Here is a 25,325-nt window from a genome sequence, read left to right on the forward strand (position 1 = left end):
AACACCCACAACCGCCTTATACCTTTTCGGCTCGACCGGCCGGACTTTTCAGAGTGAGGAATGGCAACCTATGCCTTGGAGTAACCAAAGCGGCGGCGGCGGCCCATGGGGCCAGCGCGGCGGATCGGGAGGCGGCGGCAAGAGCCCTTGGGGGTCAGGCGGCCCGCAGGGGAATGGCGCGCCTCCGGACTTGGAGGACATCCTGCGCCGCAGCCAGGATCGTCTGAAGGACTTCCTGCCCGGCGGCGGGGGCTCCATGGGCAGCAAGGGGCTGGCCATCCTCGTCCTCGGCGTGATCGCCGTCTGGCTGTTGACCGGGTTCTATACGGTCCGGCCGAACGAGGTCGGCATCAACATGATCTTCGGGCGCTATACCGGCACCACCGGCGAGGGCCTGCGCTACAATCTTCCCTATCCGATCGGCCGCGTCATCAAGCCGAACGTCACCGAGCAGCAGCGGATCGAGGTGGGTTACCGCTCGACCAGCGGACAGGCCCGCCCGCGGGACGTGATCGAAGAGAGCCTGATGCTCACGGGCGACGAGAACATCATCGACATCGATTTCGACGTGGTCTGGCAGGTCAACGCGGCCCGGGCCCAGGATTTCGTCTTCAATCTCCAGAACCCGCAGGGCACCATCAAGTCCGTGGCCGAAAGCGCCATGCGCGAGGTGGTCGGCCGCCGCAACATCCAGGCGATCCTCACCACCGAGCAGGCGAGCGTGGCCCAGGAGGTGCGTCAGATCATGCAGGAGGCTCTGGATGCCTACGGCGCCGGCGTGCTGGTCAACGTGGTGCAGCTCCAGGCGGCTCAGCCTCCGTCCGAGGTGCGTCAGGCCTTCTTCGACGTCAACGCAGCCCAGCAGGATGCGGTGCGCGTCCAGAACGAGGCCCAGACTTTCGCCAGCCGCGTGGTTCCCGAGGCCCGAGGCGAGGCTGCCCGTACGGTGCAGCAGGCCGAGGCCTACCGCGAACAGTCCGTGGCCGACGCGTCAGGTCAGGCGGCCCGCTTCCGCCAGGTCTACGAAGAGTACCGCAAGGCACCCGACGTGATCCGCGAGCGCATGTTCCTCGAGACGATGGAGCGGGTTCTCGGCGGCGTCGACAAGATCATCATCGACCCGAACAGCGGACAGGGGGTCGTTCCCTATCTTCCGCTCAACGAACTACAGAGCCGGCCGCAACAGCCTCAGCCGCAGGCCAATGCGCCGGTCCAGCAAGGAGCGATGCGATGAACAACTCGACCTTTCGCACCGGTCTCCTGATCCTCCTGGGCCTGGCCCTGATCGTGCTCTACAGCTCGGTCTTCATCGTGCAGCAGACCCAGTATGCCCTGGTGCTGCGCTTCGGCGCCGTCCAGTCGGAGATCCGCGATCCGGGCCTCCACTTCAAAGTGCCGCTGATCGACAACGTGACCTATTTCGACAAGCGCGTGCTGGATCTCGACCTGCCGGTTCAGACTCTGCTCTCCGCGGACCGCCAGAACCTGGAGGTCGATGCCTTCACGCGCTATCGGATCATCGATCCGCTCAAGTTCTATCAGGCCGTCGGCAACATCGCCCTGGCCAACCAGCGGCTCGCGAGCTTCACCAACTCGACCATGCGTAACATCCTGGCGAGCGCCTCCCGCGACGCCATCGTCCGCACCGACCGCGCGGACCTGATGAACCGCATTCAGGACGAGGTGAACCGGCAGGCCGCAAGTCTCGGCATCGAAATGATCGACGTGCGTCTCACCCGCGTCGATCTGCCCGCGGCGAACAGCCAGGCCGTCTACCAGCGCATGCGCACGGAGCGCGAGCGCGAGGCTGCCGACCTGCGCGCCAACGGTCAGCAGCAGGCGCAGATGATCCGCGCCCGTGCCGAGCGCGAGGCGACGATCATCCGGGCGGAAGCGAACCGTCAGGCCGAGGAGCTGCGCGGTCAGGGCGACGCGGACAAGAACCGCATCCTGGCGGAGGCTTTCGGCCTGGATCCGGACTTCTTCGCCTTCTACCGCTCCATGCAGGCCTACGAGGGGGGGCTGAGGTCGGGCGATACACGCCTCGTGCTGAGCCCGAACTCGGAGTTCTTCCGCTACTTCAACACCACCGCCGGAAGGCGGAACGGTGAGGGTGGAACGACAGGCTCGACGCAGCCGGTCCCTGCTGCTCCGGCTCAGGCACCGGCTTCGCCCGCGCCCATCACGCCTGCTCCGGCCGCAACCGCTCCGGTTGCGCCGGCGCCTCTCCAGCCCGCTCCAGCCCAGTAAGAGTAACGATGCTGGACCTGATTGCAGCCCTCGGCCTCGCTCTTGCGGTCGAGGGCATTCTATTTGCAGCTTTTCCAGACGGCATGCGGCGGGCCATGTTCGAGGCGGCGCACAGCCCCAGCGACCGGATGCGCCTTGTCGGGATCATCTCCGCCATCTTCGGCATCGGGATCATCTGGATCGTGCGCCAGTTCGGGTGAGGCCTCAGCCCCGCTTCCGCCGCAATCGACGCTTGAATGACGGACCAGACTGACAATCTATGTTCATATTCTCCGAGAGAGGATCATCAATGACCCAAGTCATGAGCGCGCCGGTGCTTTCCGAGCCCGCGGTCCAGCAGCACCTGCTGCGCAGACTGGCCGCGTCCTGCTTCGCGGTTCTGACCTTCGTTGCAGCGGCCATGCCGCTGCCGGCCCAGGCCCGTTCCGCGCCGGAATCCTTCGCCGATCTGGCTGAGGAGGTCACCGGCGCCGTCGTCAACATCTCCGCCTCGACCACGGTCGAAGCCCGTAACCGGACCCTGCCGCAACTGCCGCCGGGCACCCCCTTCGAGGACCTCTTCGAGGAGTTCTTCAACAGGCGCGGTCAGCAGGGCGGTCCCAACGGGGACAGCACCCCCTCGCGCCCGCGCCGTTCCAACTCGCTGGGTTCCGGCTTCGTCATCGATCCCTCGGGAATCGTGGTCACAAACAACCATGTGATCGGCGACGCCAATGACATCAGCGTGATCTTCTCCGACGGGACGCGTCTCAAGGCCGAGATCGTCGGCAAGGATTCCAAGATCGACCTCGCGGTGCTGAAGGTGAAGTCGGACAAGCCCCTGAAGGCGGTGCGCTTCGGTGACTCCGAGACCATCCGGCCCGGCGATTGGGTCATGGCCATCGGCAATCCCTTCGGCCTCGGCGGCTCCGTCACGGCGGGCATCGTTTCGGCCCGCGGGCGCAATATCGAGTCCGGCCCCTACGACAACTACATCCAGACCGACGCCTCCATCAATAAGGGCAATTCGGGCGGGCCGCTCTTCAACATGAACGGCGAGGTGATCGGCATCAACACGGCCATCCTCTCGCCGACCGGCGGCTCCGTCGGCATCGGCTTCGCGGTTCCGTCCTCGTCGGCCGTGCCGATCATCGAGCAGCTGCGCGAGTTCGGCGAAACCCGCCGCGGCTGGCTCGGCGTCCGCATCCAGAACGTGGACGATGCCACGGCCGAAGCCCTGAACCTCGGAACGGCGCGCGGCGCGCTGATCGCGGGCGTCGACGAGAAGGGGCCTGCGAAGCCTGCGGGTCTGGAAGTGGGTGATGTGATCGTCCGCTTCGACGGCAAGGAGGTCAAGGATTCCCGCGACCTGCCCCGCATCGTCTCCTCGACCCCTGTGGGCAAGGAAGTCGATGTGGTGATCGTCCGCAAGGGCACCGAGGAGACCAAGAAGGTCACTCTCGGGCGCCTGGAGGACAGCGAGCAGCAGGCCAGCCTGCAGCAGCCCTCGACGGAAACCCCCACGGTGACCCGTCAGGCTCTCGGCCTGAACCTGTCCGGCATCACGGAAGAGATGCGCCGCCGCTACAGCCTGAAGGACGACACGAAGGGTGTGGTGATCACCCGCGTCGACCCGAACTCGGCCGCTTCCGACAAGCGGATCCAGGCCGGCGAGGTGATCGTCGAGGTCAATCAGGAGCCGGTCTCGTCTCCGGCGGACGTGACCAAGAAGATCGACGACCTCAAGGGGCAGGGCCGCAAGTCCGCGCTCCTGCTCATCGCCAACGCCCAGGGCGAAGTCCGCTTCGTCGCGCTCTCGATCGAGTAGCGAGCTCGGCCATGACAGGCATGAAAAAGGCGGCCTCGGCCGCCTTTTTTGTTGCGAAGCGTCGGATTTGCGCCCTCAGGCTTCGACGATCTCGCCTTCTGCATATCCCTGCACATAGAGCAGCGCACTGAGGTCTGCGTGGTCGATGCGGGCATGAGCTGCTGCCGCAACGGCGGGTTTGGCCCGGAACGCTACCCCGAGGCCGGCTTCTCCCAGCATGGCGAGATCGTTGGCGCCGTCGCCGACCGCCATGGTCTCCTGCGGCGCCAAACCGAAGCGGTCGCGCAGCTCGACCAGCGTCGCAAGCTTTGCCTCGCGGCCGAGGATCGGCTCCTCGACCTGGCCGGCCAGTTTCTCACCCGCGACGATCAGGTGGTTGGAGCGGTGCTCGTGAAAACCGATCTTCGCGGCGACCGGCCCCGTGAACAGGGTGAAGCCGCCGGAGACGAGGCAGGTATAGGCTCCGTTCGCCCGCATGGTCCGCACCAGGGCGCGTCCGCCCGGGGTGAGGGTGAGGCGGCTGGCGATGATCTCGTCCACCACGCGCACGGGAAGATCCTTCAGCAGGGCCACACGCTCGCGCAGGGCCGGCTCGAAGGCGATCTCGCCGCGCATGGCGCGCTCGGTGATCTCCGAAACCTCCGCCTTCAGCCCGACGTAATCGGCCAGCTCGTCGATGCACTCCTGCTCGATCATCGTGGAATCCATGTCCGCCAGGAACAGGCGCTTGCGCCTGTGGTTCAGGGGCTGGACCACGATGTCGATGGGTTGGTCCTGCAGCGCCTCGCGCAGGGCAGCGTCCACGGCCCTGGCCTCGGCCTGTGCCGTGAGGACCAGATCCGCCGCAACCCCCCTTGCCAGAACGGAGCGTTCCGTCTCTTGTCCGAGCGCCCGTGCGGCCAGGGCGACGATGTCGTCCGTCACGGCGGGCTGGAGCGGGTTGGCGACGAGGGTCGCGACGAGGAGGTCGGAGGAGGATGCCATCGTGGGGACCGGAAGGTGAGTGAGGTTCGGATCGGCGCGGTTCTCATTGCAGGGCCGACCGCTTCAGGCAAGTCCGCTCTGGGCATCAAACTGGCGCAGGCCCTGAACGGCGTGGTAATCAACGCCGATTCCATGCAGGTCTACCGAGATCTGCGCGCCCTCACCGCCCGGCCCACGCCCGAGGAGGAGGCGCAGGCGCCCCACCGCCTCTATGGCCATGTGGATGCCGCGGTGAACTTCTCCGTCGGGCGGTACGTGGCGGATGCCGTCGCCACCCTGCGGGAGGTGGAGGGACGGGTGCCGATCTTCGTCGGCGGAACCGGTCTGTACTTCAAGGCCCTGACGGAGGGGCTGTCCGATATTCCCGCCGTCCCGGACGAGGTTCGGGAGCAGGTGCGGCGGGAGAGCGAAGGCTTGGAGACGCCGGATCTTCACCGTCTCCTGATGGAGCGGGACCCGGAGACGGGGCGCACCCTTCGCCCGTCGGACCGGCTGAGGGTGCAGCGTGCGCTCGAAATCTTCGCCGCCACCGGCCAGCCCCTCGTGTCGTTCCACGGCGCGCGCCAGCCCGGGCCGCTGAGCCGGGTGCCGGTGATCAAGGTTTTCCTGGCGCCGGAGCGCGAGGACCTGCGCCGGCGCATCGACAGCCGCTTTCTTGCCATGATGGAGCAGGGGGCTCTCGACGAGGTCAAGCGCCTCGGCGAGCGCGGCCTCGACCCCATGCTGCCCGCCATGCGCGCCCACGGTGTTCCCGGGCTTCTGGCCCACCTGAGGGGGGAGATCGGTCTCGACGAGGCGATCCGGCGGGGGCAGGGGGATACACGGCGCTATGCGAAGCGCCAGTTCACCTGGTTCCGGCACCAGCTGCCGGACTGGACCTGGGTGGAGCCGGAGCGGGGATATGAGACCGTCCTGTCCCGCCTCAATGCCCTCCGAGCCAGCCCGTGAACATCTGGTAGAAGGTGATGAAGATCTCGAACACGATCAGGAGAACGATGATCAGTTCGAGCCGGAGCGAGCGCTCCGTATCGATGAGGTCGGTAAGGGCCTGGGCCGTATCGCCGATCACCTCGAGCTTCCGGTGGAGCGAAGTGGCGCGTTCCTTCAACTCGTATTCGTCTTCCAGGCGGGCATAGAGGCGCTCGAGGTCGGGGCGGTCCCAAAGCACGTCGGGCTTCTCCTCCACGGCGACGCGGCCGGATACCCGCTGCCGGACGAGAAGGGCATGGCCCACATGCTTCACGATCTCGCGCCGTCCGCCGGGGCGGCGGCCCTTTTCGGCCAGATGGCGCGCGAAGGGCTCCATGACGTCGAAGACGGCGGCGGCCTCCTTTTCGTCGCGGGCCAGGGAGACGCTCTTGGAGAGCGCATCGGCGATCACGATGAGGCGCTCGGTGGAAAGCGTCCTGAGGTAGATCGGCCCGCCCGGAGGGATCTGGTCGTCCTTGTCGGGCGAGAGCTCGATGATGGCCGTCTCCTCCTCGCGCCTGGCGAATTCGCCGGTGATGCGCTGGCGCAGGCTGCGGATCACGTCGTCCTCCTCCAGGGGGGTGAGGCCGACGAGGACGATGGCGCCGAAGCGGAACAGGGCCACGAACCCTTCCTGCCCGGCCCGGAAGGCGATGGGGGTGGAGGAGAGGAGGTCGCTGCGCTCCAGTCCCGCCACGTCGAGCCGGTCGCCGAGCAGCAGCGCCCGGGCCGTCAGGCGCGAGCCGGTCATGGAAATGCCGGCCGATGATACAGTCGCGTTCATGACAATCTTGATCGAAATTCACCTAGACTAGAGTAGAAGCTGGGCCATTCATCGCAAAAATCGACCCCGCTTGACCGAATGAGTCACATCGTTTAGCGTCAACGCAACTTTTGAAACGAGTGTCGCAACAAATGCGCAAGCTTATTCTCGTAGTACGAGCGCCATCGACGGAGCGGGATTGACCCGCAGGTCCGGCGATGGCGCACAGGCCCCCTCAGGGGCCTTTTTTATTGCCTAGAATTCCTCCAGCACCTTGAGACAGACCCGACGGAGCGAGTGACATGAGCGAGATGATGAACGGAGCCGAAATGGTGATCCGCGCCCTGCAGGATCAGGGGGTCGAGCATATCTTCGGCTATCCCGGCGGAGCGGTTCTGCCCATCTACGACGCGCTCTTCCATCAGGATAAGGTGCAGCACATCCTCGTTCGCCATGAGCAGGGCGCCGTTCACGCTGCGGAGGGCTATGCCCGCTCCTCCGGCAAGGTGGGCGTGGTGCTGGTGACGTCGGGTCCCGGGGCGACCAATGCGGTGACCGGCCTGGCCGATGCGATGATGGATTCGATCCCCATCGTCTGCATCACCGGGCAGGTGCCGACGCACCTCATCGGCTCGGACGCGTTCCAGGAATGCGACACGGTCGGCATCACGCGCCACTGCACCAAGCACAATTATCTGGTCAAGTCGATCGAGGACCTGCCGCGCATCCTGCACGAGGCGTTCTATGTGGCCTCGAACGGCCGCCCGGGCCCCGTGGTGGTCGATCTGCCGAAGGACATCCAGTTCAAGACCGGCATCTACGCGCGCCCCGTCAACAATCAGCACAAGACCTACCGGCCGACGGTGAAGGGCGACATGGACAAGATTCGCGCCGCGATCGATCTCATGGCGAGCGCCAAGCGGCCGGTCTTCTATACGGGTGGCGGCGTCATCAATTCCGGTCCGCACGCGGCGGCCCTGCTGCGGGAGCTCGTGCGCCTGACCGGATTCCCGATCACCTCGACCCTGATGGGGCTTGGCGCCTATCCGGCCTCCGATCCGCAATTCCTCGGAATGCTCGGGATGCACGGCACCTACGAGGCCAACCTCGCGATGCACGAATGCGACGTGATGATCAATATCGGCGCCCGCTTCGATGACCGCATCACGGGACGTCTCGATGCGTTCTCGCCCTACTCGAAGCGCATCCACGTCGACATCGATCCGTCCTCCATCAACAAGACCGTGAAGGTCGACATCCCCATCGTCGGCGACTGCGCTCACGTTCTGGAGGATATGGTGCGCCTGTGGCGCCAGAGCGCGCCGCAGGTGGACAAGGTCGCCCTGAAGGAGTGGCATGAGAAGATCGACGGCTGGCGTGCGCGCAAGTGCCTCGCCTACCGGCCCTCGACCGAGACCATCAAGCCGCAATACGCGGTCCAGCGTCTCTACGAGCTCACCAAGGGGCGGGAGACTTACGTCACCACCGAGGTCGGGCAGCATCAGATGTGGGCGGCCCAGTACTTCAAGTTCGAGGACCCGAACCGCTGGATGACCTCGGGCGGTCTCGGCACCATGGGCTACGGCCTGCCCGCCGCCATCGGCGCGCAGCTCGCCAATCCGAAGGCGCTGGTGGTGGACATCGCCGGCGAGGCGTCGATCCTCATGAACATGCAGGAGATGTCGACGGCCGTGCAGTACCGCCTGCCGGTGAAGATCTTCATCCTCAACAACGAGTACATGGGCATGGTGCGCCAGTGGCAGGAGCTTCTGCACGGCGGCCGCTATTCCCAGAGCTATTCGGAATCGCTGCCCGACTTCGTCAAGCTCGCCGAAGCCTATGGGGGCGTGGGGATGCGCTGCGACAATCCCGGCGATCTCGATGCGGCCATCACGGAGATGATCAACGTGGATCGTCCGGTGATCTTCGACTGTATCGTCGACAAGACCGAGAACTGCTTCCCCATGATCCCGTCGGGCAAGGCTCACAACGAGATGCTGCTCAACGACTATCTCGGCGAGACGGGCACCGACATCGGCTCCGTGATCGACGAGAAGGGCAAGATGCTGGTCTGATCGGAAATGAGCCCCTCTCCCACCCGGGAGAGGGGAGGAGTGCCTAGACATGCCCACCCTCGTCATCGCGAACAAGCTCTACTCGTCCTGGTCGCTTCGGCCGTGGCTGCTCATGAAGCAGTTCGGCATCGCGTTCGACGAGATCCTCATTCCCTTGGACCAGCCGGACACGAAGGCGCGGGTCCTGGAGCATTCGCCTGCCGGCAAGGTGCCGATCCTCATCGACGGGGACATCACCGTGTGGGAGAGCATCGCCATCATGGAGCATGTGGGCGACGCCTATGGTGTCCAGGTCTGGCCCGCCGATATCGAGGCGCGGGCCATGGCGCGCTCCATCGCGGCCGAAATGCACGCCGGGTTTCAGGCCCTGCGTTCCGCCTGCCCGATGAATCTCGGAAAGAGATTTGCAGCGAAAGACAGGGGCGAGGCGGTCTCCCGAGACGTCGCCCGCTTCAGCGAAATCGTGAGCCAGGCGCGGGAGCGCTTCGGTGCGGGAGGCCCGTTCCTCTTCGGCGCGTTCTCGGCGGCGGATGCCATGTACGCGCCCCTCGTCACGCGCCTCGACACCTACTCGATTGCCGTCGATGAGGCGACGCAGGCTTATCTGGATGCCGTCCTTTCCCTGCCGGCATTCCGCGAGTGGCGCTCCGCCGCTCTGAAAGAATCGTGGATCGTCGACGCCGATGAGGTCGATGAGGACCCGATCGAGGTTTATCGCCAAGCCGCTTGAGACTAGAAGAAGCCCCGGAACGCACGAGCCATGACCCAGATGAGCACTCACTATCCTGATGCCACCCGCATCGAACCCGTCAACCGGCACACTCTCGCCATCGTCGTCGACAACGAGCCGGGTGTGCTGGCGCGTATTGCGGGGCTCTTCTCGGGCCGCGGCTACAATATCGAGAGCCTGACCGTCACCGAGACGGAGCACGAGGCGCATATTTCCCGCATCACCATCGTCACGACGGGCACCGACAGCATCATCGAGCAGATCAAGAGCCAGCTCGAGCGCCTCGTGCCCGTGCACCGGGTCGTGGATCTCACGCTGAGCGGGGATGCGGTGGAGCGTGAGCTCTGCCTCGTGAAGGTGGTCGGCAAGGGCGATCACCGGGTGGAGGCCATGAGGCTCGCCTCCGCCTTCGGCGCCCGCACCATGGATGCGACGCTCACCTCCTTCGTCTACGAGCTCACGGGCACGACCGAGGAGGTGGAGCGCTTCATCAAGCTGATGACGGCCGTCGGCCTCGTGGAGGTCTCCCGCACCGGTGTCGCCGCCATGGCGCGCGGCGCGGAAGGCATGTGAGCTTTCAGCCCCTGAATTCGCTTTCCTTCAGGAACGCTTCCTCCTCGGGTGTGCTCTCGCGGCCGAGGATGTGGTTCCGGTGAGGGAAGCGGCCGAAGCGGGCGACGATGTCATGATGGTGCCGGGCCCACTTGATCGAATCCTCCTCGCCCAGGGCCTCGTTCAAAGCGACCGAGCGCTCCTGGTGCCGCAGGGATTCGGAGTGCATGAAGGGGAGATAGAAGAAGCGGCGGAGCGAAGGATCGACCTTCATGTCGAACCCCCTCTCGATGGCGCGGTCCGCGGCCATGAGCGCGACGGGATCGGTCTTGTAGGTGTCGCGCGTTCCGCGAAACATGTTTCGCGGGAACTGGTCCAGGAGGATGACGACGGCGAGTGCGCCGTCCGGCGTAAGCTCCCACTCGTTGAGGTCGCCTCTCGCGGCGGCTCTGTAGGTGGGAAGAAAGCGGTCGCGGATGGCCTGGTCGAAGGCCTCGTCCTTGGCAAACCACTTTTCGGGTCCGGCATCGCGCCAGAACCGGATGACTGTGTCGGGAGAAACGAGCTGGTCCATGCCGCTCATTTCTCCACAACACCGCAGACAATTCAATCAGGCGAGTGCTTCTTCCGCCGTGGGAGTGGCCTTCTCCGCGAAGAAGAAGACGCGCACCAGGTTGGCGAAGAACACGAGGATGCCCGCCAGGGCGACGAAGGAGGCGGCAATCGCGAGGGCGGGGTTCTGATGGGCGATCGACACATAGATCCCGACCGGAAAGATGACCGCCGTCGAGCCCGAGAGGATCAGGTGCGTGTTGGCGAGCCACGAATTCTTCAGGGCCGGATAGCTTTTGTAGACCAAGCCGAACAGGGCGAGGCTCGTCCAGCCGAGAAGGTTGAGGTGTGCGTGCACGGGCGTGAAGGTGAAATCGTGGGCGGCGCCCATGACGATTCCCATCGCGATGCCGACGATCAGGCACAGGACGGAGAGTAGAATGAAAGAGACGTCGATTTTAGGCATAACTTCCCCCTTAAGGTGATAACATTTTCGGCCAATTAACCCAGGAGACGCCACAACGCAAACGCAAACACAATAACATGAATACGAACAAAAATAACAGTTTCATAGCTTCCCTTTGAAACAAGAGGTCGCTAAGAAGCCGCATCCCGCAAGCCTCGGCTCATCTGAGGCAAATCGACACAAACGAACGTTAGAGGAAAAGGCAGCCATGCGCGTTTATTACGATCGCGATGCCGACATCAACCTGATCAAGAGCAAGAAGGTCGCCATCGTCGGTTATGGCAGCCAGGGGCATGCTCACACGCTCAATCTGCGCGATTCGGGCGTCAAGGACATCGTCGTTGCGCTTCGCAAGGGCTCTCCCTCCGCCGCAAAGGCCGAGAAGGAAGGCATCAAGGTCATGGAAGTGGCCGAGGCCGCCAAATGGGCGGACGTGGTCATGATGCTGACCCCGGACGAGCTGCAGTCCGACATCTACCGCGACGAGCTGCACCCGAACATGAAGCAGGGGGCAGCGCTTCTCTTCGCCCACGGCCTCAACGTTCACTTCAACCTGATCGAGCCCCGCAAGGACCTGGACGTGCTCATGGTGGCTCCCAAGGGGCCCGGCCACACGGTCCGTTCGGAGTACCTGCGCGGCGGCGGCGTGCCGACCCTGATCGCGATCCATCAGGACGCCACGGGTAACGCCCACGACCTCGGCCTCTCCTATGCCTCGGCCAATGGCGGCGGGCGCGCCGGCATCATCGAAACCACGTTCAAGGAAGAGTGCGAGACCGACCTCTTCGGCGAGCAGGTGGTGCTCTGCGGCGGCCTCGTGGAGCTCATCAAGGCGGGTTTCGAGACCCTCGTCGAGGCGGGCTACGCCCCCGAGATGGCCTATTTCGAGTGCCTGCACGAAGTGAAGCTGATCGTCGACCTCATCTACGAGGGCGGCATCGCCAACATGAACTACTCGATCTCGAATACGGCCGAGTACGGCGAATACGTCACCGGTCCACGCATCATCACCCCCGAGACCAAGGCCGAGATGAAGCGCGTCCTGACCGACATCCAGTCCGGCAAGTTCACGCGCGACTGGATGCTCGAGAACAAGGTGAACCAGACCTCCTTCAAGGCCACCCGCGCCCGCAACGCCGCCCACCCGATCGAGGATGTCGGCAGCCGGCTGCGCGGCATGATGCCGTGGATCAAGGAAAAGGCTCTGGTGGACAAGAGCCGGAACTGATCGGCGCAACAGCAGACGACGGAAAAGGGCGGATCACCCGCCCTTTTTCCATTTCATGCAGGGGACGGTCAGATGCTGGCCGAGAAGCTGTGCGCCAGGAGCAGGGCAATGGCGGCTGCGACGCAGACCACCTGTCCGAGACGCTCCGACAGGGGCTTGCAGATCTTGAAGAGAGCATAGCAACAGACCAGGACGAGCGAGAGGGTCAGCGCGCCATAGGCCATGTTGACGAGGCTCCTGGCGCCTGCCGCCGCTCCGCCCGACGTCCAGCTCTCCAGCAGCCACAGGGCGGAATAAGCGATCCCGGCCATCCACCAGTCGTAGTCCCACCAGGATTCCGGCAGGCCGGCAACGGCGGCATCGATTTCCGGCGGCGCTTCGAGGGCGTCGTCGTACCAATCATACGAATCCGGGCGCGGGGAGCGCATGGCGGCGTTTCCATAACGTTACAACATTAAAGCTGTAGCATTACGGAAAGTCATTGCCACCTGTTCAAAAAGAGAGGGCTCCGGTGGGAGCCCTCGCTGCCTTACTGACGGTTGCTCTTCGTGTTCTGGGCCTTGTTGTTGTCCTGCTTGCCCGGATCGTTGCGGTTCTTCATCGTGCCGCCGGAGCCGCGCGTGAAGCGGCTGGGATCCTTGCTGTCGGCCGAGTTGTCGCCGTTCATCTTACCTTTACCCATCGGATTCCTCCTTCGATGTGGGAGGTTAATGAAGGCTGGAGCGCTCGGTTCCTGCGGTTTCCTACCACAGGAGGTAGTGCGCGAGTCCTGCGCCGGGGGCGAGCACCAGAAAGGCCCAGACCGAGGCCGACGCCATGTTGGCGGCCTGAAACAAGGGGGCGGGCATGACGAAGATCCCGGCAATCAGCGCGATGACGGCGCGGATGGGGCCGAAGAAGCGCCCGAGGAAGACCGCCCAGGGACCGAAACGCTGAAAGAAGTCCTCTCCGCGCTGCGTCAGTCGCGGATTGCGCGAAAGGGGCCAGACCTCATAGGCGGCCTTCTTGTAGTGCCGCCCGATCTCGTAGGAGAGCCAGTTGCCGAGGAAAGCGCCGGCCACGGCGCCCATCCAGGCCTGCCAAAAGGGAATGTCGGCAGCCGCGATGATGAAGCCCACCGCAATGAGAAGGGTCATCGTCGGCAGGAAGAGAGACACGAAGGCGAGCGATTCGCCGAATGTCATGAGGGCGAGGACGAAGGGCGCCAAGCCCTGGTGAGCTTGAACAAAGCCGATGACGGCGCTCCTGATGGCGTCGAGATCCATTAACCGCTCCGGTTCGCGTGGCCCCTGATGCGGGCTGCATATCAGAATATGGGGCGGGCCTGCCTATAGCCCTGTGATGGATCCGATCACATTACGCAATTTGTAGCTGGGCCGCGGATGCGCTAACCGGATGGGACAGGGGGCTGAAACCATGAATGTTCTCTCGATCCAGTCGCACGTCGCCTACGGTCATGTGGGCAATGCTTCCGCAGTCTTTCCAATGCAGCGCCTCGGCGTCGAGGTATGGCCGATCCATACGGTCCAGTTCTCGAACCATACCGGCTACGGCTCCTGGAAGGGGCGCGTGTTCGACGGACCGGCCATCGAGGAGCTGGTGGAGGGAATCGCCGAGCGCGGCGTCCTCGGCCGCTGCGACGGCGTGCTCTCCGGCTATATGGGGTCTGCCGATATCGGCAACGCCATTCTCTCGGCGGTCGCGAGGGTCCGCTCGCTCAACCCGGATGCGCTCTATTGCTGCGACCCGGTGATCGGCGATGTGGGGCGGGGCGTCTTCGTGCGCCCCGGAATCCCGGAATTCATGCGCGAGCAGGCCGTGCCTGCCGCCGACATCGTCACTCCGAACCAGTTCGAGCTCGACTACCTTTCGGGGCTGACGAGCGAGTCTCTGGCGGATGTCAAGCAGGGCATCGGCGCCGTGCATGCCTTGGGTCCCAAGGTCGTGCTGGTCACCTCGGTCGAGACGAAGGAGACCCCATCCGACTCGGTGGACCTGCTCGCGGGGGAGGGAGGCCGATTCTGGCGCATCCGCACTCCCAAGCTGTCCCTGAGCGTGAACGGCGCGGGGGATGCCGTCGCGGCCCTCTTCTTCGTCCATTATGCCCGCACCCGGTCCGCCTCGGCGGCTCTTGCGGAGGCGTCCGCCTCCATCTACGGGCTGCTGAAGCGCACGGAAGAGGCCGGCTCCCGCGAAATCCTGACCATTGCGGCGCAGGACGAATTCGTTTCCCCCACCTATCGCTTCACCGCCGAAGAGGTTTGATGCCCATGTCCCGTCGCTTCGTCACACTCGACGTCTTCACCGGCGATGTCTTCGCCGGAAACCCGCTTGCGGTCGTGCTGGATGCGGAGGGCCTCGACGACGATGGTATGCAGGCGATCGCCCGTGAGTTCAATCTCTCCGAGACCGTCTTCGTCCTGCCTCCGACGGAGCCGCGCCAGCGCGCCGACATCCGAATCTTCACGCCGGTACGGGAACTGCCCTTCGCCGGCCATCCCACCGTCGGCACTGCCGTGCTCCTGGCTCTGATGGACGGGACGGACGGCGCCGGCGCCGTTGCGTTCGGTCTCAAGGAGAAGGTCGGCATCGTTCCCTGCGTGGTCGAGGTGGAGAGCGGAACGAAGGGAGCGGCGCGCTTCCGCCTGCCCCGCCTGCCCTTCACCTGGGGCGAGGGCAAGGAGGCGAGCGATTGCGCGTGGGGCCTGGGGCTCGATCCGACGGAGATCGGTTTCGACCGGCATGTTCCGAGCCGCCACTCCGCCGGCGTCGCATACGACCTCGTGCCTGTCGCCTCTCTCGATGCCCTGGCGCGGGCGAGGCCGCAGGGCGAGCCTTTCGAGAAGGCCTTCGGCGACAGCGACCACCCGGCGGCCTATGTCTATGCCCGCGTTCCGGACGCGGCGGATCTGCGCTTTCGCGCCCGCATGTTCGGGCCCGGCATGGGCATCGTGGAGGATCCGGCGACCGGGTCGGCCGCGGCGTCGTTCGCAGGGGCGCTGATGCAGTGCGAACCCCTCGGCGACGGCGAGCACAACATCGTCATCGAGCAGGGGTTCGAGATGGGGCGCCCGAGCATCATCTCCCTTCAGATGGTGATCAAGGACGGCGCCCTCGTCTCCGCCGAGATCGGCGGCCAGGCCGTCATGGTCAGCCGCGGCGAACTCCTGTGATGGAGCGGGATCTGCGCATCACGCGGGTCGCGCATGTCGAGGCGCGCCTGGAGCCCATGGAGTGGCCCTGGGCGAGCGAGAACAGGGAGCACATCGAGGCCAACTGGCAGCGCCGCAAGGCTCAGACGCCGAAGATGTTCAACGGGCGTGTCCTGATGCTGCGCGATGTGGACCTCACGCCGGAGCGGTGCATCAACACGTATTTCGAGGTCGATTATGCCAGCCTCGTCGCCTGGATCGATTTCGGCAATCCGGACAGGAGCGTGGCCAACGGCTTTGCCATGGGGGCGCTGCGCGGCTCCGACGGCGCCTTCCTCTGCGGCGTCATGCACGAGCATACGGCGAATGCCGGCCGCATCTATTTCCCGGCCGGGACGCCGGACCTGTCCGATCTCCGGTCCGACGGCACGGTCGACCTGGCGACGAGCCTGACCCGGGAACTCCACGAGGAAACGGGCCTGAGCGAAGGCGATTATCGCGTGGCGGACGATTGGATCGTCGTGGAGCGCTGGCCCGCGGTCGCCATGATGCGCATGGTGACGCTTCCCTGCCCGGCGGAGGAGGGGGCGGACAGGATCCGCAGGGCCATCGCCCTGCAGGATCCTCCTGAATTGTCGGATGTGCGGATCATCCGCGGACCCGACGACGTCGAGCCGCAGAAAATGCCGCTCTTCCTGCAGTCCTTCTTCCGCTGGAGCTTCGGTCAGCTATAGCCGTAGCGGGACTTCGCGGCCCTGATCATCCGGATCGCCTCCGCATCGCGCCCGGCCGCGCAGGCGGAGGAGGCCTTGTCGATCTCCTGCGACACACGGCCATAGACGGAGTGATTGACGTGGCCCATGGCCAGGTCGTTGTCCATGACGGCTCTGTAGCGGGCGACCTCGCCCGCGCAGCCCGTTCCCTCGGGCATGCGGAAGCTGGAGGGGGTGACGCTTGCGCTGCCCGGGGCAGGGGGCGCCGTCTGGTTGCAGGCCGCCAGAGACAGTGCCGCTGCACCTGCAATCCACAAGGGACGAATCAGGGTTTTCATTCGAACGGTCTCCTGTTGAACTCGGCGGGGAGATAAGGCCAAGCTTGCGGCGATCAAGACCATCTTCCACACGGAGCGCCGCTCCGGACTTTTCGTTTATTTCATTCTCTTGCCATCGTTTCGAAGCGTCGTTACAACCAATGACACCGTTCGCGGCGTAACCGCGACCTTGAGGAGGAATGGGAAGCGATGACAATCGGCTCCCCCGGCGCATGGATGATCGGCCCCGCTTCAGCGGCCGCCCGCGCGCGTCTCCTTGGCCTCCTTCTCCTTAGTCGCCCCTGAGGGTCGGCTGGGCTTTGATGCCTGGGCTCTCAGGGGTTCTGGACAACAGGAACAACCTTGAGCGCGTGGATCGCTCGCCCCGAGAAGGACTAGACTGATGACCATCTCCTCCGCCGCCGGCTCCTCGAAGGACCGCGTTCTGATTTTCGACACCACCCTGCGCGACGGCGAGCAATGCCCCGGCGCCACCATGACCCTCGAAGAGAAGCTCGAAGTGGCCGACCTGCTCGACACCATGGGGGTCGACATTATCGAGGCCGGCTTCCCGATTGCCTCGAACGGTGACTTCGAGGCGGTGTCGCTCATCGCCAAGCGGGTGAGGAATGCCACTGTGGCCGGCCTTGCCCGCGCCATTTCCGCCGACATTAATCGCGCCGGCGAGGCCGTGCGCCACGCGGTGCGCCCGCGCATCCACACCTTCGTCTCCACCTCTCCCATCCATCTGGCGCATCAGATGCGCAAGACCGAGGAGGAGGTGCTGGAGATCATCACGGCGACGGTGACCCAGGCCCGCAACCTCGTCGAGGACATTGAGTGGTCGGCCATGGATGCGACCCGCACCTCCATCGAGTATCTGTGCCGCTGCGTCGAGGCGGCCATCAAGGCCGGAGCGACCACGATCAACCTGCCGGACACGGTGGGCTACGCCACCCCGGACGAGTACCGGGAGATGTTCCGGGCCATCCGCGGACGCGTGCCGAATGCCGACAAGGCGGTTTTCTCCGCCCATTGCCACAACGACCTGGGCCTAGCCGTCGCCAACTCCCTGGCGGCGCTCGAGGGCGGGGCACGCCAGATCGAGTGCACCATCAACGGCATCGGCGAACGGGCCGGCAATGCCGCGCTGGAAGAGGTCGTGATGGCGATCCGCACCCGCGGCGACGTGCTGCCCTACGAGACCGGCATCGAGACGGCCATGCTGACCCGCGCCTCGAAGCTGGCGGCGGCCGCGACCTCGTTCCCGGTCCAGTACAACAAGGCCATCGTCGGACGGAACGCCTTCGCGCATGAGAGCGGCATCCATCAGGACGGGATGCTCAAGCACGCCCAGACCTATGAGATCATGACGCCGGAGAGCGTCGGCGTCTCCAAGACCAATCTGGTCATGGGCAAGCATTCCGGCCGGGCGGCCTTCCGCAACAAGCTCGACGAGCTGGGCTACAAGCTCTCCGACAACCAGTTCCAGGATGCCTTCGAGCGCTTCAAGGATCTCGCCGACCGCAAGAAGCACGTCTACGACGAGGACATCGAGGCCCTGGTCGATCAGAACATCGCCATGGCCCACGACCGGATCAAGCTGGTCTCCCTCTCGGTCGTTGCCGGCACCCGCGGCCCGCAGCGCGCCACCATGAAGCTCCAGATCGACGACAAGATCGTTACGGAGGAGCAGGAGGGCAACGGGCCGGTGGATGCCACCTTCAACGCCATCAAGGCGCTGGTGCCTCACGAGGCGGTGCTGGAGCTCTATCAGGTGCATGCGGTCACGGAAGGAACGGATGCCCAGGCCGAGGTCTCCGTACGGCTCTCCGCCGACAATCGCAGCGTGACCTCCCGTGCCGCCGATCCGGACACCCTGGTGGCCTCGGCTCAGGCCTATCTCGGCGCTCTCAACAAGCTCATCAGCCGTGGTGCGCGCCTCCACGCGCAGTATGCGGCGGAGTAGCTCTTGCCCAACCAGGCGCCGGTCCGGAGACGGGCGCCTGGAGAAACTTCGCGTCTCTTTGGTCGGACGAGGCCGGCTCGAAGCACGCGGTGCGACAGTTTTCCTGCGGCAGATTTAGATTTTGCCGCCTGGGACAAAAAAACCTCTCTGAACGGGGTAGACAGAGGCCGAACGGTTTGTTACACGCACGGCCTCTTCAGCGGGGATCGCACCCCACTGAAATCGCTTCGGCGACGGGTGATTAGCTCAGTTGGTAGAGCAGCTGACTCTTAATCAGCGGGTCGTAGGTTCGAGCCCTACATCACCCACCAAATTTACCAACAGAATCAGTTACTTGCAAAAGGGTAGCGCTAAGGCGCTGGCCGCTTTATGCGCTGGGGCGGAATTGGGGCGGGGGTAGTCGCTCACCTCAATGCGTTCAGATCAGAGTAGCAGGATTTGAACCTGCGACCCCCACGTCCCAAACGGGGCTGCCTACCAAACGCCCTCCCTCTGCGATCACCGGAAGCCCATGCACTATAACGGATTCCGGTGATCGCTCGTCACCGCTCGTCATGCCTGATCAGCGTTCGTCGCGGCCAATGTTTGGTCGACGTTTGGTCGGTGCCCCTTCCGTTCTCCCTGAAAACGGGGCTTTCTTCGTTGACGGAGAATTCTGGCAGCTGCAGGCTCCCGGCATGAGCATCGAGATCCCGCATGCCGTCCGCACCGCCGCCGCCCGCCTGGCCGAGGCAACGGGCGCCGAGGCCGTCGTCCTGTTCGGCAGCCGCGCCCGCGGGGACCACGACGGCGCCAGCGACTGGGATCTCTGCGTCATCCTGCCCGACGACGTGGAGCCCGGCCGGTTCACGCCGCTCACCCTGTGGCCGTTGGTGTCCGATCTCGGGATCCCGATCCAGGTCGTCCCGATCAGGAAATCGGTGTTCGAGGCACAGCGCGGGAACGTCAACAGCGTGAGCCACGACATCGCGCGGGACTGCATCGTGATCTGGAGCAGGCCTGGCGATCCCATCTCACGCATCCAGGCGCTGGCCGACGCATACCCGGACGCCGAGGCCGAGCTCGCCGGAGGCCTCCGCCACGCCCTGCGGGTCGAGGACCTATCCGAGGACGACTTGGCCCGGATCCGGGCTGCCCGGGTCGAGACGGGGGAGCCGTACAATCTCGACGACATCCCTGGCGACGGCGGAACGAATCGCTAGCATTGATTTCGGCGGCCGGCGTGATGAGCCAGGCCGCCCTTGTTACCCTCACCTGAAGCCCTGGAGCGATCCGGGGCTCTCTTTTTGTCCGCAAATCGGCGGACATGGCATTGACCTTCGCGATCTTGTCCGTATATCGACGGACATGGGACGGCAGTGACCGCCCACAACCCGAAGGGAAACCTCGATATGTCCAGGATTAACGCGCACTTCTTCATCGACGCCGCCAACCGCGAGGTCGAGGTCACGGCCACCGGCATGACCACGACGATGAACGGCCGCAGCCGCGCCGAGTACGGCGTCCAGTTCCACCGCGAGGACGCCGACGGCCGCTCGTACACGCTGCAGACAGCCAACATCCACGTCCCCCTCAGCGAGGCCCGCAGCCGCAAGGCCCTCGTGGCCTGGTGGAACCGCCGCTACGCCGCCGCCGCGGCCTGAGCTCCGCCATCCCGCAACCCATCGCACCACAGGAGCTCACCATGGACGAAGCCTTCCTCCGCCGCGTCGCCGCCAAGATCCGCCGCCTTGCCGGTAAGGCGTGCACCCTCACGTCGGACATCGACGACGAGTACCACTACGCCATCGACAAGGGCCTGCTCGTGTTCGAGGAGTGGATCTCCGGCCACTTCGTGATCACTGAGCGCGGCAAGAACTTCCTGGCCGATTACTACTGAGACATGAGCGGGGCTCCGGCCCCGCCCGTTCCCCAGGGGCCGGCAAGGCCTCTCGGCAACGGGCGAGATTGAAAGGATCGACATGGACCCCGAAACCCTGGCCCGCGCGGGCCAACTCCTCCTCGGCCCCGAGTGGCAGCGGCCCATGGCCCGCCTGCTGGGCCCCCGCCATCCCGGCGGCATCCGGGAGAGCCTGGACCCCAGGCTCATCCAGCGCTGGGCGTCGGGCGAGCGCCCCGTCGCGGCGTGGGTGCCCGGCGTCCTGGCCGACCTGCTGGCTGCCCGCTCGGGGCAGCTCCGGGCTGCCGCCAAAGAATGCGAGACCCTGGCCGCGGCCCTCCGCGACATCGAGGAAACCGACGACCTGCGCCCGGGCGCCTGAGGAGGAGCATCATGGAACTCAACGCATCGCTGCACATCGACCCTGACGTCTCTCACGATCTCGACGAGTTCCTCAAGGGGTGGAAGGCCTGCGCCAGCCTCTCGGCTCTAGGCGGCACCCTGCGCCAGCGGGTCTTCTTCGAACGCAAGGTCCGCGTCGACAGGTTCAACGTCCTCCACCTGTGGCTGCATCCGCAGGAAGGCGAGCTCACGTGGGCCTGGTATGTGGACGGCTACGTCAAGCTCTCCCGGGTCGAGCGCAACGGCCTCGCCGGCAGCCTGGAGGAGGCGGTCGTGGCGGTCGACGCCGCCGTCGCCGAGCTCAAGGCCCTGGCCCCGGCCTGAAGGCCTCCTTCATCCCGACCGCGAGAAGCCCTGGCACCAAGCCGGGGCTTTCCTTTTTCGTGGGCCCGTCGCATTCCTGTCCACATGAGTGAGCAGCCGCCGAAGATTCGATACGCCCACATCGACGAGGCCGAGGTCCAGGCCTTCCGAGAGCTCGGGCAAAGCGTGCTCGGATACGGCTGGGTCTACCGCCTGGCGGACTATGTCGGCGTCTCGACGAGGACCGCCCAGCGTTGGGCCGCGGGGCACACGACCGTGCCCCTCTGGGTCATCGAGAAGCTGCAGGGCCAGGCGCTGCTGCTGCGGGAGACCGGGCTGACGAAGTCCTTCACCGACGCGACCGCGCAGGCAATGCGCGCCGGGCTCTCCAACCATGTCGTCGCCGCCGTCGCCAAGGACCTCGCCGCCGACCTGCGGGGCGAGCCTGTGGACAAGGATCGATCGTTCAATTCTTAATGGCTTGTTAACCAATCTGTCGTAAGGTGCGCGACAGGCCGACCACGGACTACTCCGGGCGGCACGGGTCAACAGAGGCCATCACCATGACAGACGAAAACCCCGACGGCCGGGGCAGCAAGCGCGTGCGCGAGCTTGCCGAGCTCATCAAGCAATCCCAGTCAGAGCGAAACCGCAGCTTCACCGAGCTGCCAACCACTCAACAGCTCTACCGCTGCTTCCCGTTCCATGATGGCTCGCTTGAGCGGGACATCTACGTTTGGGCTCCCCAGCGTTCCCGAATGCTCCAGGCATACGGCGGCCAGTGCGCTGCCCTCGCGGTTCTCCTGAACGCTCTGCGGGACGACCCATGCGCACAGACGACCCAAGCCGCGGCGGACTACGCGCAGGAGATCCTGGGCTTCGACACCGGTGACGTGCCGGCTCGCGCCCTGGACGAGGTCGCCGACGCCCGCTGGAGGCTGGTCTACTACGCGTGGCGCATGGGCTCCGAGCGGGCCGCCCCCGCCGTCGCCGACGCGGTCTACGACATGGTCAAGAGCGCCCCCGACACGCTGGCGAAGGCGGAGCTCTGGGCGACCGCTTGGGAGACCGTCGTCGCGCGAGCCCCCGTCACGTACGATGGATGGCACCGCCAGCGCGGGCATGACAGCGCGATGGCCGATCTCGCCCAAATCGGACTGATCGCATTCGACGTGCTGTCAGCAAAGGCCCGGCTGGCCGGGGAGCAGGAGAAGCGGCGGCGCGAGGAGCACGGGAAGGCGCTGCGGGATCTCATGGACAATCCGGCGGGCTCGGTCCAGGCCGACATCTACCAGATGCTACCGGACGACTTCGAGCCCGAGGTCGAGCAGGCGCCGCGCCCTGGCCAGGTCTGCGTCGGCGACCTGACGCACCTGCCGCAGCGCAAGGGCGAGGGCCCCTACACGGAGTTCCTGCCGCTCTCGAACGTCCGCCTGCCCGCGCGGCCGATGCCCGACCTGGTGCAGACGTCGACGGCACTGAAGGCCCGGTTCCCGTGGATGCACGGCGTGATCGACCGTGCCCTGGAGACGCAGGTGGGCCGGCCGTTCCCGGCGCTGCCGCCGCTGTTGCTCTGGGGCCCGCCGGGCTGCGGGAAGAACGAGGCCGCCCGCGCCCTGGGCCAAGCCCTGGGCATGGCGGTCACAGAGTATCCGTGCGGCGGGACATCGGACGCAACGTTCGGCTCGACCTCGCGCCAATGGCATTCGGGCAGAGCTTGCGTGCCGTTGCAGGCGATCCGCCGCGCGATGGCGCCGAACCCCATGATCGTGCTCGACGAGTTGGAGAAGGCGGGCACGAGCCGCAGGAACGGAGCCCTGTCAGATGTGCTGCTTGGAATGTTGGAGCCTGGCTCGCGGAGGGCCTATTTCGATGCATACATCGAATGTGACGTCGATCTCTCGCCGGTGTCGTTCGTGGCGACCTGCAACCGGATCGAGGCCTTGCGCGGCCCGCTGCTCGACCGGTTCCTCGTGCTGGAGATCCCGGCACCCCGGGCCCAGTACCGTGAGGTGATCGCGCAAGGCATCGTCGCCAGGCTGCGCGAGGAGAGCGGCCTGGACCCGCGCTTCGTGCCGGACCTGGACCATGTCGAACTGGACGCCCTCAGGGCGTGGAAGGGCGGCTCGATCCGTCCGCTGCGCCGCGCGGTGGAGCGCCTCGTGGCCCTGCGCAACAGCCCGAACCTCGCGCACTGAGAGGGCCGTCATGTACGATCTCTCGACCGCCATCGCGGCGGCGCTGGACCTCGGCGCCGGCTTCCTGGAGCACGACGCGCGCCCGCAGCAGGCCGCCCAGGCTTTCCACCAGTCATTCGCGGCCGACCGCCTCGACGAGCTCGTCGAGGCCCTGTGGGTGATCATCGAACACCCGTCGGCGACGTCGACGGAGGTGCTGCAGGCCTGGCACGTCATGCAAGTGTTGAAGGCCTCCAGGAGGTACGCGTTGTGACCCGGGCCGACGTCTACTGGCACACGGTCAAGAGGAGGTGGTCGTTACGCGTTGCTGGGCGCGTCGTCGACCACCTCCCGCTCGTCGCCTTGCAGGGCTGCCGCATGGTCGTCCGCAAGGGCGAGAGGCGGCGCTGCATCGAGCGCGGGCAGCGGTCAGTGCACGCCTGGATCCAGGGCACGTTGATGACGCCACCGCCGGTCGACGGAGCCTTCGTTCAGATAGGATACAGCCCGTGGTGCGCTGGGCATTTCACAACCCGGCCGGCGTTCCTCCCGATCCACCAAGCCGACGTCGTGTCGTTCCTGGCCGACGGCACGGCATGGGCCCTTGTTTCTGACCACGCGCAGCTGGAGACTGCACTATGACCCGCCGCTCACGTTACCCACTCGACGACGACTGGAGGCCTCCCGCCGGCATGATGTCGTCCGCGCCCATCATCGAGGACTACGAGATCGTCACGGAAGGCGAGGACTGGCACATCCGCGGCATCCTCTTCGGTGGGGCCGATCCTCGCTTTAAGGATGGCGCACAGATAACCACGGGCGTCATTCAAGCGTACGACGAGGCTGAGGGCTGGGCGATTTCGTACAATGGCGGCTACCGTCTTGGGGCGCCGCGCCAGGGAGGCTGTCCATGAAGGACCGACTGACACGCGAGCAATGGGACCTCGTCGTGGCTGGCATCGAGCCGACCGAAATGGACCTGGCCATCGCCCCCGTGTTGCAGGACTGGTATCCGGTCAACCGCAAGGGTGTCACCCAGCTCTTCGGCAAGGTCCATGGTCACCCGAAGCACGGTACGGGCCACCTGCTCACAGGGGAGGTCCTCAGGACCGCCGAGGATGGCACGTGGATGCGCACCCGTTCGCTGTTCTACCGCCTGGGCCGCCGCTACGTGCATAGGACCGTGCAGGAGATCGCCGAGGAGGTCCTCGGGCCCGGGCCGACCATCAAGGTCAGCGACTTGCCTCCACCAGCGGTGCCCCCGCGCGATTATTTCCCGGAGCTCGGGCCCGACGGTGGCCTGCCGCCGGTCGAGGACGACGACACGTCGCCGCGGCCATAGTTGCGGACGCGTCTGCATTGCTTGTGGACGTGTCCAGACTCATAACCATGGCGACCCCACCGCGCAGGCCGCCATGTCCACCGAAAAACGAATCGACACACCGTCTCTCGCTCGCGACGCCGCACCGGCGCTCGTCGTCCTCTCGCTCGCCATCATCGCAAGCCTATGTGCGGCAAGCGTTCTCTGGTGACGTAGCAGACGTCGGGCACACGTGCGTCCGACGGCGGGCAGACACGGAAAGGCACAAAGGAAACCTGCATGCGTCTCGCTGTTCTCACGCTCTTGTTATCGACTGTGTCCGCTCAGGCATGGGACGGGCCAGGCTGGCCGATTTGGAGCTTGAGTGTTCAGGAGGTCCGTGAAGGCTTGTCCTACAACGCGACGCTGACCTTCAAGCGGGCGGGCAAGGCCTGGACTGTCGAGGGGTCATGCACGCTGCATGATCCCAGCACCGGCGCATGGCTGACGCAGAAGGCGGAGGGGAGGGCAAGCAAGTCCGAGAGCGGTATCCGGGGCAAGCTAGATCGCCTGGTTGGTTTCTACGTCAACCAGTCAAGCATTGTGTTTGGGACCTTGGTGTGTCCGTCCGGTGAGTACCACCTCGGCACGGGAGATTAGCTAGAACAATCTCTAGCAGGCTCAAAGGATGGCTCAACACGTTGATGATCATGTCGCACGATTGATACAAGCGCGCC

Annotated in this window: 33 protein-coding genes and 1 tRNA gene; 26 read left to right on the plus strand and 8 right to left on the minus strand. The window is 65.3% G+C overall.

Translation table 11 applies throughout. From position 1 onward, the window contains the following. Positions 1 to 70: 70 nt before the first annotated feature. The 4 genes from hflK (at position 71) to ACFOYU_RS09845 (ending at position 4,057) form a co-directional block, all read left to right on the plus strand. Complete coding sequence (gene hflK / locus ACFOYU_RS09830) at positions 71 to 1,234, plus strand: FtsH protease activity modulator HflK (protein ID WP_377033364.1); 1,164 nt, start codon at positions 71 to 73, stop codon at positions 1,232 to 1,234. Next, the gene (hflC, locus tag ACFOYU_RS09835; protein WP_377033365.1) at positions 1,231 to 2,250 is read left to right on the plus strand and encodes a protease modulator HflC; all 1,020 of its coding nucleotides are present in this window, start codon (positions 1,231 to 1,233) and stop codon (positions 2,248 to 2,250) included. Before hflK ends, hflC begins: the two co-directional genes overlap by 4 nt. A gap of 8 nt (positions 2,251 to 2,258) precedes the next feature. Next, the gene (locus ACFOYU_RS09840) at positions 2,259 to 2,450 is read left to right on the plus strand and encodes a DUF2065 domain-containing protein (RefSeq protein ID WP_226742193.1); all 192 of its coding nucleotides are present in this window, start codon (positions 2,259 to 2,261) and stop codon (positions 2,448 to 2,450) included. Between the two features lie 89 nt (positions 2,451 to 2,539). Beyond that, positions 2,540 to 4,057, plus strand: a complete 1,518-nt coding sequence (locus ACFOYU_RS09845) for a DegQ family serine endoprotease (RefSeq protein WP_377033366.1) — start codon at positions 2,540 to 2,542, stop codon at positions 4,055 to 4,057. Positions 4,058 to 4,132: 75 nt separating this feature from the next. Here ACFOYU_RS09845 and serB read toward each other — a convergent pair whose 3' ends face one another. Then, positions 4,133 to 5,041: a phosphoserine phosphatase SerB gene (gene serB, locus ACFOYU_RS09850; protein ID WP_377033367.1), complete on the minus strand. Its 909-nt coding sequence runs from the start codon at positions 5,039 to 5,041 to the stop codon at positions 4,133 to 4,135. A 15-nt stretch (positions 5,042 to 5,056) separates the two neighbouring features. Here serB and miaA point away from each other — a divergent pair, with 15 nt between their 5' ends. Further along, positions 5,057 to 5,989 carry a tRNA (adenosine(37)-N6)-dimethylallyltransferase MiaA gene (gene miaA / locus ACFOYU_RS09855; protein ID WP_377033368.1) on the plus strand — a complete coding sequence of 311 codons (933 nt, stop codon included), beginning with the start codon at positions 5,057 to 5,059 and terminating at the stop codon, positions 5,987 to 5,989. Here the strand turns inward: miaA and ACFOYU_RS09860 are convergent. Next, positions 5,964 to 6,794, minus strand: coding sequence for an RMD1 family protein (locus ACFOYU_RS09860; protein WP_226742197.1), 831 nt, complete (start codon positions 6,792 to 6,794; stop codon positions 5,964 to 5,966). The genes miaA and ACFOYU_RS09860 overlap by 26 nt on opposite strands. Before the next feature lie 281 nt (positions 6,795 to 7,075). Here ACFOYU_RS09860 and ACFOYU_RS09865 point away from each other — a divergent pair, with 281 nt between their 5' ends. The 3 genes from ACFOYU_RS09865 to ilvN are packed head-to-tail and all read left to right on the plus strand — an operon-like array spanning position 7,076 to position 10,151. Continuing rightward, positions 7,076 to 8,848, plus strand: coding sequence for an acetolactate synthase 3 large subunit (locus ACFOYU_RS09865; protein WP_226742198.1), 1,773 nt, complete (start codon positions 7,076 to 7,078; stop codon positions 8,846 to 8,848). 49 nt (positions 8,849 to 8,897) lie between these two features. Further along, a complete protein-coding gene (locus ACFOYU_RS09870; RefSeq protein ID WP_377033369.1) occupies positions 8,898 to 9,578 on the plus strand; it encodes a glutathione S-transferase family protein in 681 nt (226 codons plus the stop codon). Between the two features lie 30 nt (positions 9,579 to 9,608). Then, positions 9,609 to 10,151 carry an acetolactate synthase small subunit gene (ilvN, locus tag ACFOYU_RS09875; RefSeq protein WP_226742200.1) on the plus strand — a complete coding sequence of 181 codons (543 nt, stop codon included), beginning with the start codon at positions 9,609 to 9,611 and terminating at the stop codon, positions 10,149 to 10,151. A gap of 4 nt (positions 10,152 to 10,155) precedes the next feature. Here the strand turns inward: ilvN and ACFOYU_RS09880 are convergent, their stop codons facing one another. Both ACFOYU_RS09880 and ACFOYU_RS09885 read right to left on the minus strand, forming a co-directional pair. Further along, the gene (locus ACFOYU_RS09880; RefSeq protein ID WP_377033370.1) at positions 10,156 to 10,704 is read right to left on the minus strand and encodes a DUF924 family protein; all 549 of its coding nucleotides are present in this window, start codon (positions 10,702 to 10,704) and stop codon (positions 10,156 to 10,158) included. Between the two features lie 36 nt (positions 10,705 to 10,740). After that, positions 10,741 to 11,148 carry a hypothetical protein gene (locus ACFOYU_RS09885; RefSeq protein ID WP_226742202.1) on the minus strand — a complete coding sequence of 136 codons (408 nt, stop codon included), beginning with the start codon at positions 11,146 to 11,148 and terminating at the stop codon, positions 10,741 to 10,743. A 208-nt stretch (positions 11,149 to 11,356) separates the two neighbouring features. Here ACFOYU_RS09885 and ilvC point away from each other — a divergent pair, with 208 nt between their 5' ends. Beyond that, positions 11,357 to 12,376 (plus strand): ketol-acid reductoisomerase, encoded by a 1,020-nt coding sequence (gene ilvC / locus ACFOYU_RS09890; RefSeq protein WP_226742203.1) that lies wholly within the window; start codon positions 11,357 to 11,359, stop codon positions 12,374 to 12,376. A gap of 68 nt (positions 12,377 to 12,444) precedes the next feature. On the opposite strand, the gene ACFOYU_RS09895 is transcribed toward ilvC, so the two are convergent. The 3 genes from ACFOYU_RS09895 to ACFOYU_RS09905 all read right to left on the minus strand — a co-directional run bounded on the left by ACFOYU_RS09895 (position 12,445) and on the right by ACFOYU_RS09905 (position 13,641). Beyond that, complete coding sequence (locus tag ACFOYU_RS09895) at positions 12,445 to 12,804, minus strand: hypothetical protein (RefSeq protein ID WP_226742204.1); 360 nt, start codon at positions 12,802 to 12,804, stop codon at positions 12,445 to 12,447. 101 nt (positions 12,805 to 12,905) lie between these two features. Continuing rightward, entirely contained in the window at positions 12,906 to 13,058 is a 153-nt protein-coding gene (locus ACFOYU_RS09900; RefSeq protein ID WP_226742205.1) for a hypothetical protein, read from the minus strand. Between the two features lie 61 nt (positions 13,059 to 13,119). After that, on the minus strand, positions 13,120 to 13,641 hold the full coding sequence (locus tag ACFOYU_RS09905) for a DedA family protein (protein ID WP_226742206.1): 522 nt from the start codon (positions 13,639 to 13,641) through the stop codon (positions 13,120 to 13,122). 151 nt (positions 13,642 to 13,792) lie between these two features. On the opposite strand from ACFOYU_RS09905, the gene pdxY reads away from it, so the two are divergent. From pdxY to ACFOYU_RS09920, 3 genes are read left to right on the plus strand one after another with little or no spacing between them, the layout of a single operon-like run. After that, a complete protein-coding gene (gene pdxY, locus ACFOYU_RS09910) occupies positions 13,793 to 14,641 on the plus strand; it encodes a pyridoxal kinase PdxY (RefSeq protein WP_226742207.1) in 849 nt (282 codons plus the stop codon). After that, positions 14,641 to 15,549: a PhzF family phenazine biosynthesis protein gene (locus tag ACFOYU_RS09915; RefSeq protein ID WP_226742208.1), complete on the plus strand. Its 909-nt coding sequence runs from the start codon at positions 14,641 to 14,643 to the stop codon at positions 15,547 to 15,549. The genes pdxY and ACFOYU_RS09915 overlap by 1 nt, the downstream gene beginning before the upstream one ends. Next, positions 15,549 to 16,262 carry an NUDIX hydrolase gene (locus tag ACFOYU_RS09920; protein ID WP_377033371.1) on the plus strand — a complete coding sequence of 238 codons (714 nt, stop codon included), beginning with the start codon at positions 15,549 to 15,551 and terminating at the stop codon, positions 16,260 to 16,262. Before ACFOYU_RS09915 ends, ACFOYU_RS09920 begins: the two co-directional genes overlap by 1 nt. Here ACFOYU_RS09920 and ACFOYU_RS09925 read toward each other — a convergent pair. After that, complete coding sequence (locus ACFOYU_RS09925; protein WP_377033372.1) at positions 16,253 to 16,579, minus strand: hypothetical protein; 327 nt, start codon at positions 16,577 to 16,579, stop codon at positions 16,253 to 16,255. The two genes, ACFOYU_RS09920 and ACFOYU_RS09925, sit on opposite strands and share 10 nt — an antisense overlap. Positions 16,580 to 16,961: 382 nt before the next feature. Here ACFOYU_RS09925 and ACFOYU_RS09930 point away from each other — a divergent pair, with 382 nt between their 5' ends. The 14 genes from ACFOYU_RS09930 (at position 16,962) to ACFOYU_RS09995 (ending at position 25,248) form a co-directional block, all read left to right on the plus strand. Continuing rightward, on the plus strand, positions 16,962 to 18,527 hold the full coding sequence (locus ACFOYU_RS09930) for a 2-isopropylmalate synthase (RefSeq protein ID WP_377033373.1): 1,566 nt from the start codon (positions 16,962 to 16,964) through the stop codon (positions 18,525 to 18,527). Positions 18,528 to 18,762: 235 nt separating this feature from the next. Beyond that, positions 18,763 to 18,838 (plus strand) — tRNA-Lys (locus tag ACFOYU_RS09935). Between the two features lie 366 nt (positions 18,839 to 19,204). Beyond that, complete coding sequence (locus tag ACFOYU_RS09940; RefSeq protein WP_377033374.1) at positions 19,205 to 19,729, plus strand: nucleotidyltransferase domain-containing protein; 525 nt, start codon at positions 19,205 to 19,207, stop codon at positions 19,727 to 19,729. A 189-nt stretch (positions 19,730 to 19,918) separates the two neighbouring features. Beyond that, the gene (locus tag ACFOYU_RS09945; protein ID WP_377033375.1) at positions 19,919 to 20,170 is read left to right on the plus strand and encodes a hypothetical protein; all 252 of its coding nucleotides are present in this window, start codon (positions 19,919 to 19,921) and stop codon (positions 20,168 to 20,170) included. A 41-nt stretch (positions 20,171 to 20,211) separates the two neighbouring features. Next, positions 20,212 to 20,406, plus strand: a complete 195-nt coding sequence (locus ACFOYU_RS09950; RefSeq protein ID WP_377033376.1) for a hypothetical protein — start codon at positions 20,212 to 20,214, stop codon at positions 20,404 to 20,406. Positions 20,407 to 20,488: 82 nt separating this feature from the next. Continuing rightward, positions 20,489 to 20,788, plus strand: coding sequence for a hypothetical protein (locus ACFOYU_RS09955; protein ID WP_377033377.1), 300 nt, complete (start codon positions 20,489 to 20,491; stop codon positions 20,786 to 20,788). A gap of 11 nt (positions 20,789 to 20,799) precedes the next feature. Continuing rightward, positions 20,800 to 21,132 (plus strand): hypothetical protein, encoded by a 333-nt coding sequence (locus tag ACFOYU_RS09960; protein ID WP_377033378.1) that lies wholly within the window; start codon positions 20,800 to 20,802, stop codon positions 21,130 to 21,132. Between the two features lie 84 nt (positions 21,133 to 21,216). Continuing rightward, complete coding sequence (locus tag ACFOYU_RS09965; protein ID WP_377033379.1) at positions 21,217 to 21,588, plus strand: hypothetical protein; 372 nt, start codon at positions 21,217 to 21,219, stop codon at positions 21,586 to 21,588. Positions 21,589 to 21,674: 86 nt separating this feature from the next. After that, positions 21,675 to 23,309: an AAA family ATPase gene (locus ACFOYU_RS09970; RefSeq protein ID WP_377033380.1), complete on the plus strand. Its 1,635-nt coding sequence runs from the start codon at positions 21,675 to 21,677 to the stop codon at positions 23,307 to 23,309. 10 nt (positions 23,310 to 23,319) lie between these two features. Then, positions 23,320 to 23,562, plus strand: a complete 243-nt coding sequence (locus tag ACFOYU_RS09975) for a hypothetical protein (RefSeq protein WP_377033381.1) — start codon at positions 23,320 to 23,322, stop codon at positions 23,560 to 23,562. Further along, positions 23,559 to 23,930 (plus strand): hypothetical protein, encoded by a 372-nt coding sequence (locus tag ACFOYU_RS09980; protein ID WP_377033382.1) that lies wholly within the window; start codon positions 23,559 to 23,561, stop codon positions 23,928 to 23,930. Before ACFOYU_RS09975 ends, ACFOYU_RS09980 begins: the two co-directional genes overlap by 4 nt. Beyond that, complete coding sequence (locus ACFOYU_RS09985) at positions 23,927 to 24,202, plus strand: hypothetical protein (protein WP_377033383.1); 276 nt, start codon at positions 23,927 to 23,929, stop codon at positions 24,200 to 24,202. The genes ACFOYU_RS09980 and ACFOYU_RS09985 overlap by 4 nt, the downstream gene beginning before the upstream one ends. Further along, complete coding sequence (locus ACFOYU_RS09990; RefSeq protein ID WP_377033384.1) at positions 24,199 to 24,630, plus strand: DUF6634 family protein; 432 nt, start codon at positions 24,199 to 24,201, stop codon at positions 24,628 to 24,630. The genes ACFOYU_RS09985 and ACFOYU_RS09990 overlap by 4 nt, the downstream gene beginning before the upstream one ends. A gap of 258 nt (positions 24,631 to 24,888) precedes the next feature. Continuing rightward, on the plus strand, positions 24,889 to 25,248 hold the full coding sequence (locus ACFOYU_RS09995) for a hypothetical protein (RefSeq protein ID WP_377033385.1): 360 nt from the start codon (positions 24,889 to 24,891) through the stop codon (positions 25,246 to 25,248). The last annotated feature ends 77 nt before the right edge of the window (positions 25,249 to 25,325 follow it).

The sequence above is a fragment of the Microvirga sp. GCM10011540 genome (assembly GCF_042650665.1).
Classification (GTDB): domain Bacteria; phylum Pseudomonadota; class Alphaproteobacteria; order Rhizobiales; family Beijerinckiaceae; genus Microvirga; species Microvirga lenta.

What these genes read in the sequence shown, in the direction of transcription:
- hflK (WP_377033364.1), top strand. Translation starts at nt 71, where the DNA reads ATGCCTTGGAGTAACCAAAGCGGCGGCGGCGGCCCATGGGGCCAGCGC.
- hflC (WP_377033365.1), top strand. Translation starts at nt 1,231, where the DNA reads ATGAACAACTCGACCTTTCGCACCGGTCTCCTGATCCTCCTGGGCCTG.
- ACFOYU_RS09840 (WP_226742193.1), top strand. Translation starts at nt 2,259, where the DNA reads ATGCTGGACCTGATTGCAGCCCTCGGCCTCGCTCTTGCGGTCGAGGGC.
- ACFOYU_RS09845 (WP_377033366.1), top strand. Translation starts at nt 2,540, where the DNA reads ATGACCCAAGTCATGAGCGCGCCGGTGCTTTCCGAGCCCGCGGTCCAG.
- serB (WP_377033367.1), bottom strand. Translation starts at nt 5,041, where the DNA reads ATGGCATCCTCCTCCGACCTCCTCGTCGCGACCCTCGTCGCCAACCCG.
- ACFOYU_RS09860 (WP_226742197.1), bottom strand. Translation starts at nt 6,794, where the DNA reads ATGAACGCGACTGTATCATCGGCCGGCATTTCCATGACCGGCTCGCGC.
- ACFOYU_RS09865 (WP_226742198.1), top strand. Translation starts at nt 7,076, where the DNA reads ATGAGCGAGATGATGAACGGAGCCGAAATGGTGATCCGCGCCCTGCAG.
- ACFOYU_RS09870 (WP_377033369.1), top strand. Translation starts at nt 8,898, where the DNA reads ATGCCCACCCTCGTCATCGCGAACAAGCTCTACTCGTCCTGGTCGCTT.
- ilvN (WP_226742200.1), top strand. Translation starts at nt 9,609, where the DNA reads ATGACCCAGATGAGCACTCACTATCCTGATGCCACCCGCATCGAACCC.
- ACFOYU_RS09880 (WP_377033370.1), bottom strand. Translation starts at nt 10,704, where the DNA reads ATGGACCAGCTCGTTTCTCCCGACACAGTCATCCGGTTCTGGCGCGAT.
- ACFOYU_RS09885 (WP_226742202.1), bottom strand. Translation starts at nt 11,148, where the DNA reads ATGCCTAAAATCGACGTCTCTTTCATTCTACTCTCCGTCCTGTGCCTG.
- ilvC (WP_226742203.1), top strand. Translation starts at nt 11,357, where the DNA reads ATGCGCGTTTATTACGATCGCGATGCCGACATCAACCTGATCAAGAGC.
- ACFOYU_RS09895 (WP_226742204.1), bottom strand. Translation starts at nt 12,804, where the DNA reads ATGCGCTCCCCGCGCCCGGATTCGTATGATTGGTACGACGACGCCCTC.
- ACFOYU_RS09900 (WP_226742205.1), bottom strand. Translation starts at nt 13,058, where the DNA reads ATGGGTAAAGGTAAGATGAACGGCGACAACTCGGCCGACAGCAAGGAT.
- ACFOYU_RS09905 (WP_226742206.1), bottom strand. Translation starts at nt 13,641, where the DNA reads ATGGATCTCGACGCCATCAGGAGCGCCGTCATCGGCTTTGTTCAAGCT.
- pdxY (WP_226742207.1), top strand. Translation starts at nt 13,793, where the DNA reads ATGAATGTTCTCTCGATCCAGTCGCACGTCGCCTACGGTCATGTGGGC.
- ACFOYU_RS09915 (WP_226742208.1), top strand. Translation starts at nt 14,641, where the DNA reads ATGCCCATGTCCCGTCGCTTCGTCACACTCGACGTCTTCACCGGCGAT.
- ACFOYU_RS09920 (WP_377033371.1), top strand. Translation starts at nt 15,549, where the DNA reads ATGGAGCGGGATCTGCGCATCACGCGGGTCGCGCATGTCGAGGCGCGC.
- ACFOYU_RS09925 (WP_377033372.1), bottom strand. Translation starts at nt 16,579, where the DNA reads ATGAAAACCCTGATTCGTCCCTTGTGGATTGCAGGTGCAGCGGCACTG.
- ACFOYU_RS09930 (WP_377033373.1), top strand. Translation starts at nt 16,962, where the DNA reads ATGACCATCTCCTCCGCCGCCGGCTCCTCGAAGGACCGCGTTCTGATT.
- ACFOYU_RS09940 (WP_377033374.1), top strand. Translation starts at nt 19,205, where the DNA reads ATGAGCATCGAGATCCCGCATGCCGTCCGCACCGCCGCCGCCCGCCTG.
- ACFOYU_RS09945 (WP_377033375.1), top strand. Translation starts at nt 19,919, where the DNA reads ATGTCCAGGATTAACGCGCACTTCTTCATCGACGCCGCCAACCGCGAG.
- ACFOYU_RS09950 (WP_377033376.1), top strand. Translation starts at nt 20,212, where the DNA reads ATGGACGAAGCCTTCCTCCGCCGCGTCGCCGCCAAGATCCGCCGCCTT.
- ACFOYU_RS09955 (WP_377033377.1), top strand. Translation starts at nt 20,489, where the DNA reads ATGGACCCCGAAACCCTGGCCCGCGCGGGCCAACTCCTCCTCGGCCCC.
- ACFOYU_RS09960 (WP_377033378.1), top strand. Translation starts at nt 20,800, where the DNA reads ATGGAACTCAACGCATCGCTGCACATCGACCCTGACGTCTCTCACGAT.
- ACFOYU_RS09965 (WP_377033379.1), top strand. Translation starts at nt 21,217, where the DNA reads ATGAGTGAGCAGCCGCCGAAGATTCGATACGCCCACATCGACGAGGCC.
- ACFOYU_RS09970 (WP_377033380.1), top strand. Translation starts at nt 21,675, where the DNA reads ATGACAGACGAAAACCCCGACGGCCGGGGCAGCAAGCGCGTGCGCGAG.
- ACFOYU_RS09975 (WP_377033381.1), top strand. Translation starts at nt 23,320, where the DNA reads ATGTACGATCTCTCGACCGCCATCGCGGCGGCGCTGGACCTCGGCGCC.
- ACFOYU_RS09985 (WP_377033383.1), top strand. Translation starts at nt 23,927, where the DNA reads ATGACCCGCCGCTCACGTTACCCACTCGACGACGACTGGAGGCCTCCC.
- ACFOYU_RS09990 (WP_377033384.1), top strand. Translation starts at nt 24,199, where the DNA reads ATGAAGGACCGACTGACACGCGAGCAATGGGACCTCGTCGTGGCTGGC.
- ACFOYU_RS09995 (WP_377033385.1), top strand. Translation starts at nt 24,889, where the DNA reads ATGCGTCTCGCTGTTCTCACGCTCTTGTTATCGACTGTGTCCGCTCAG.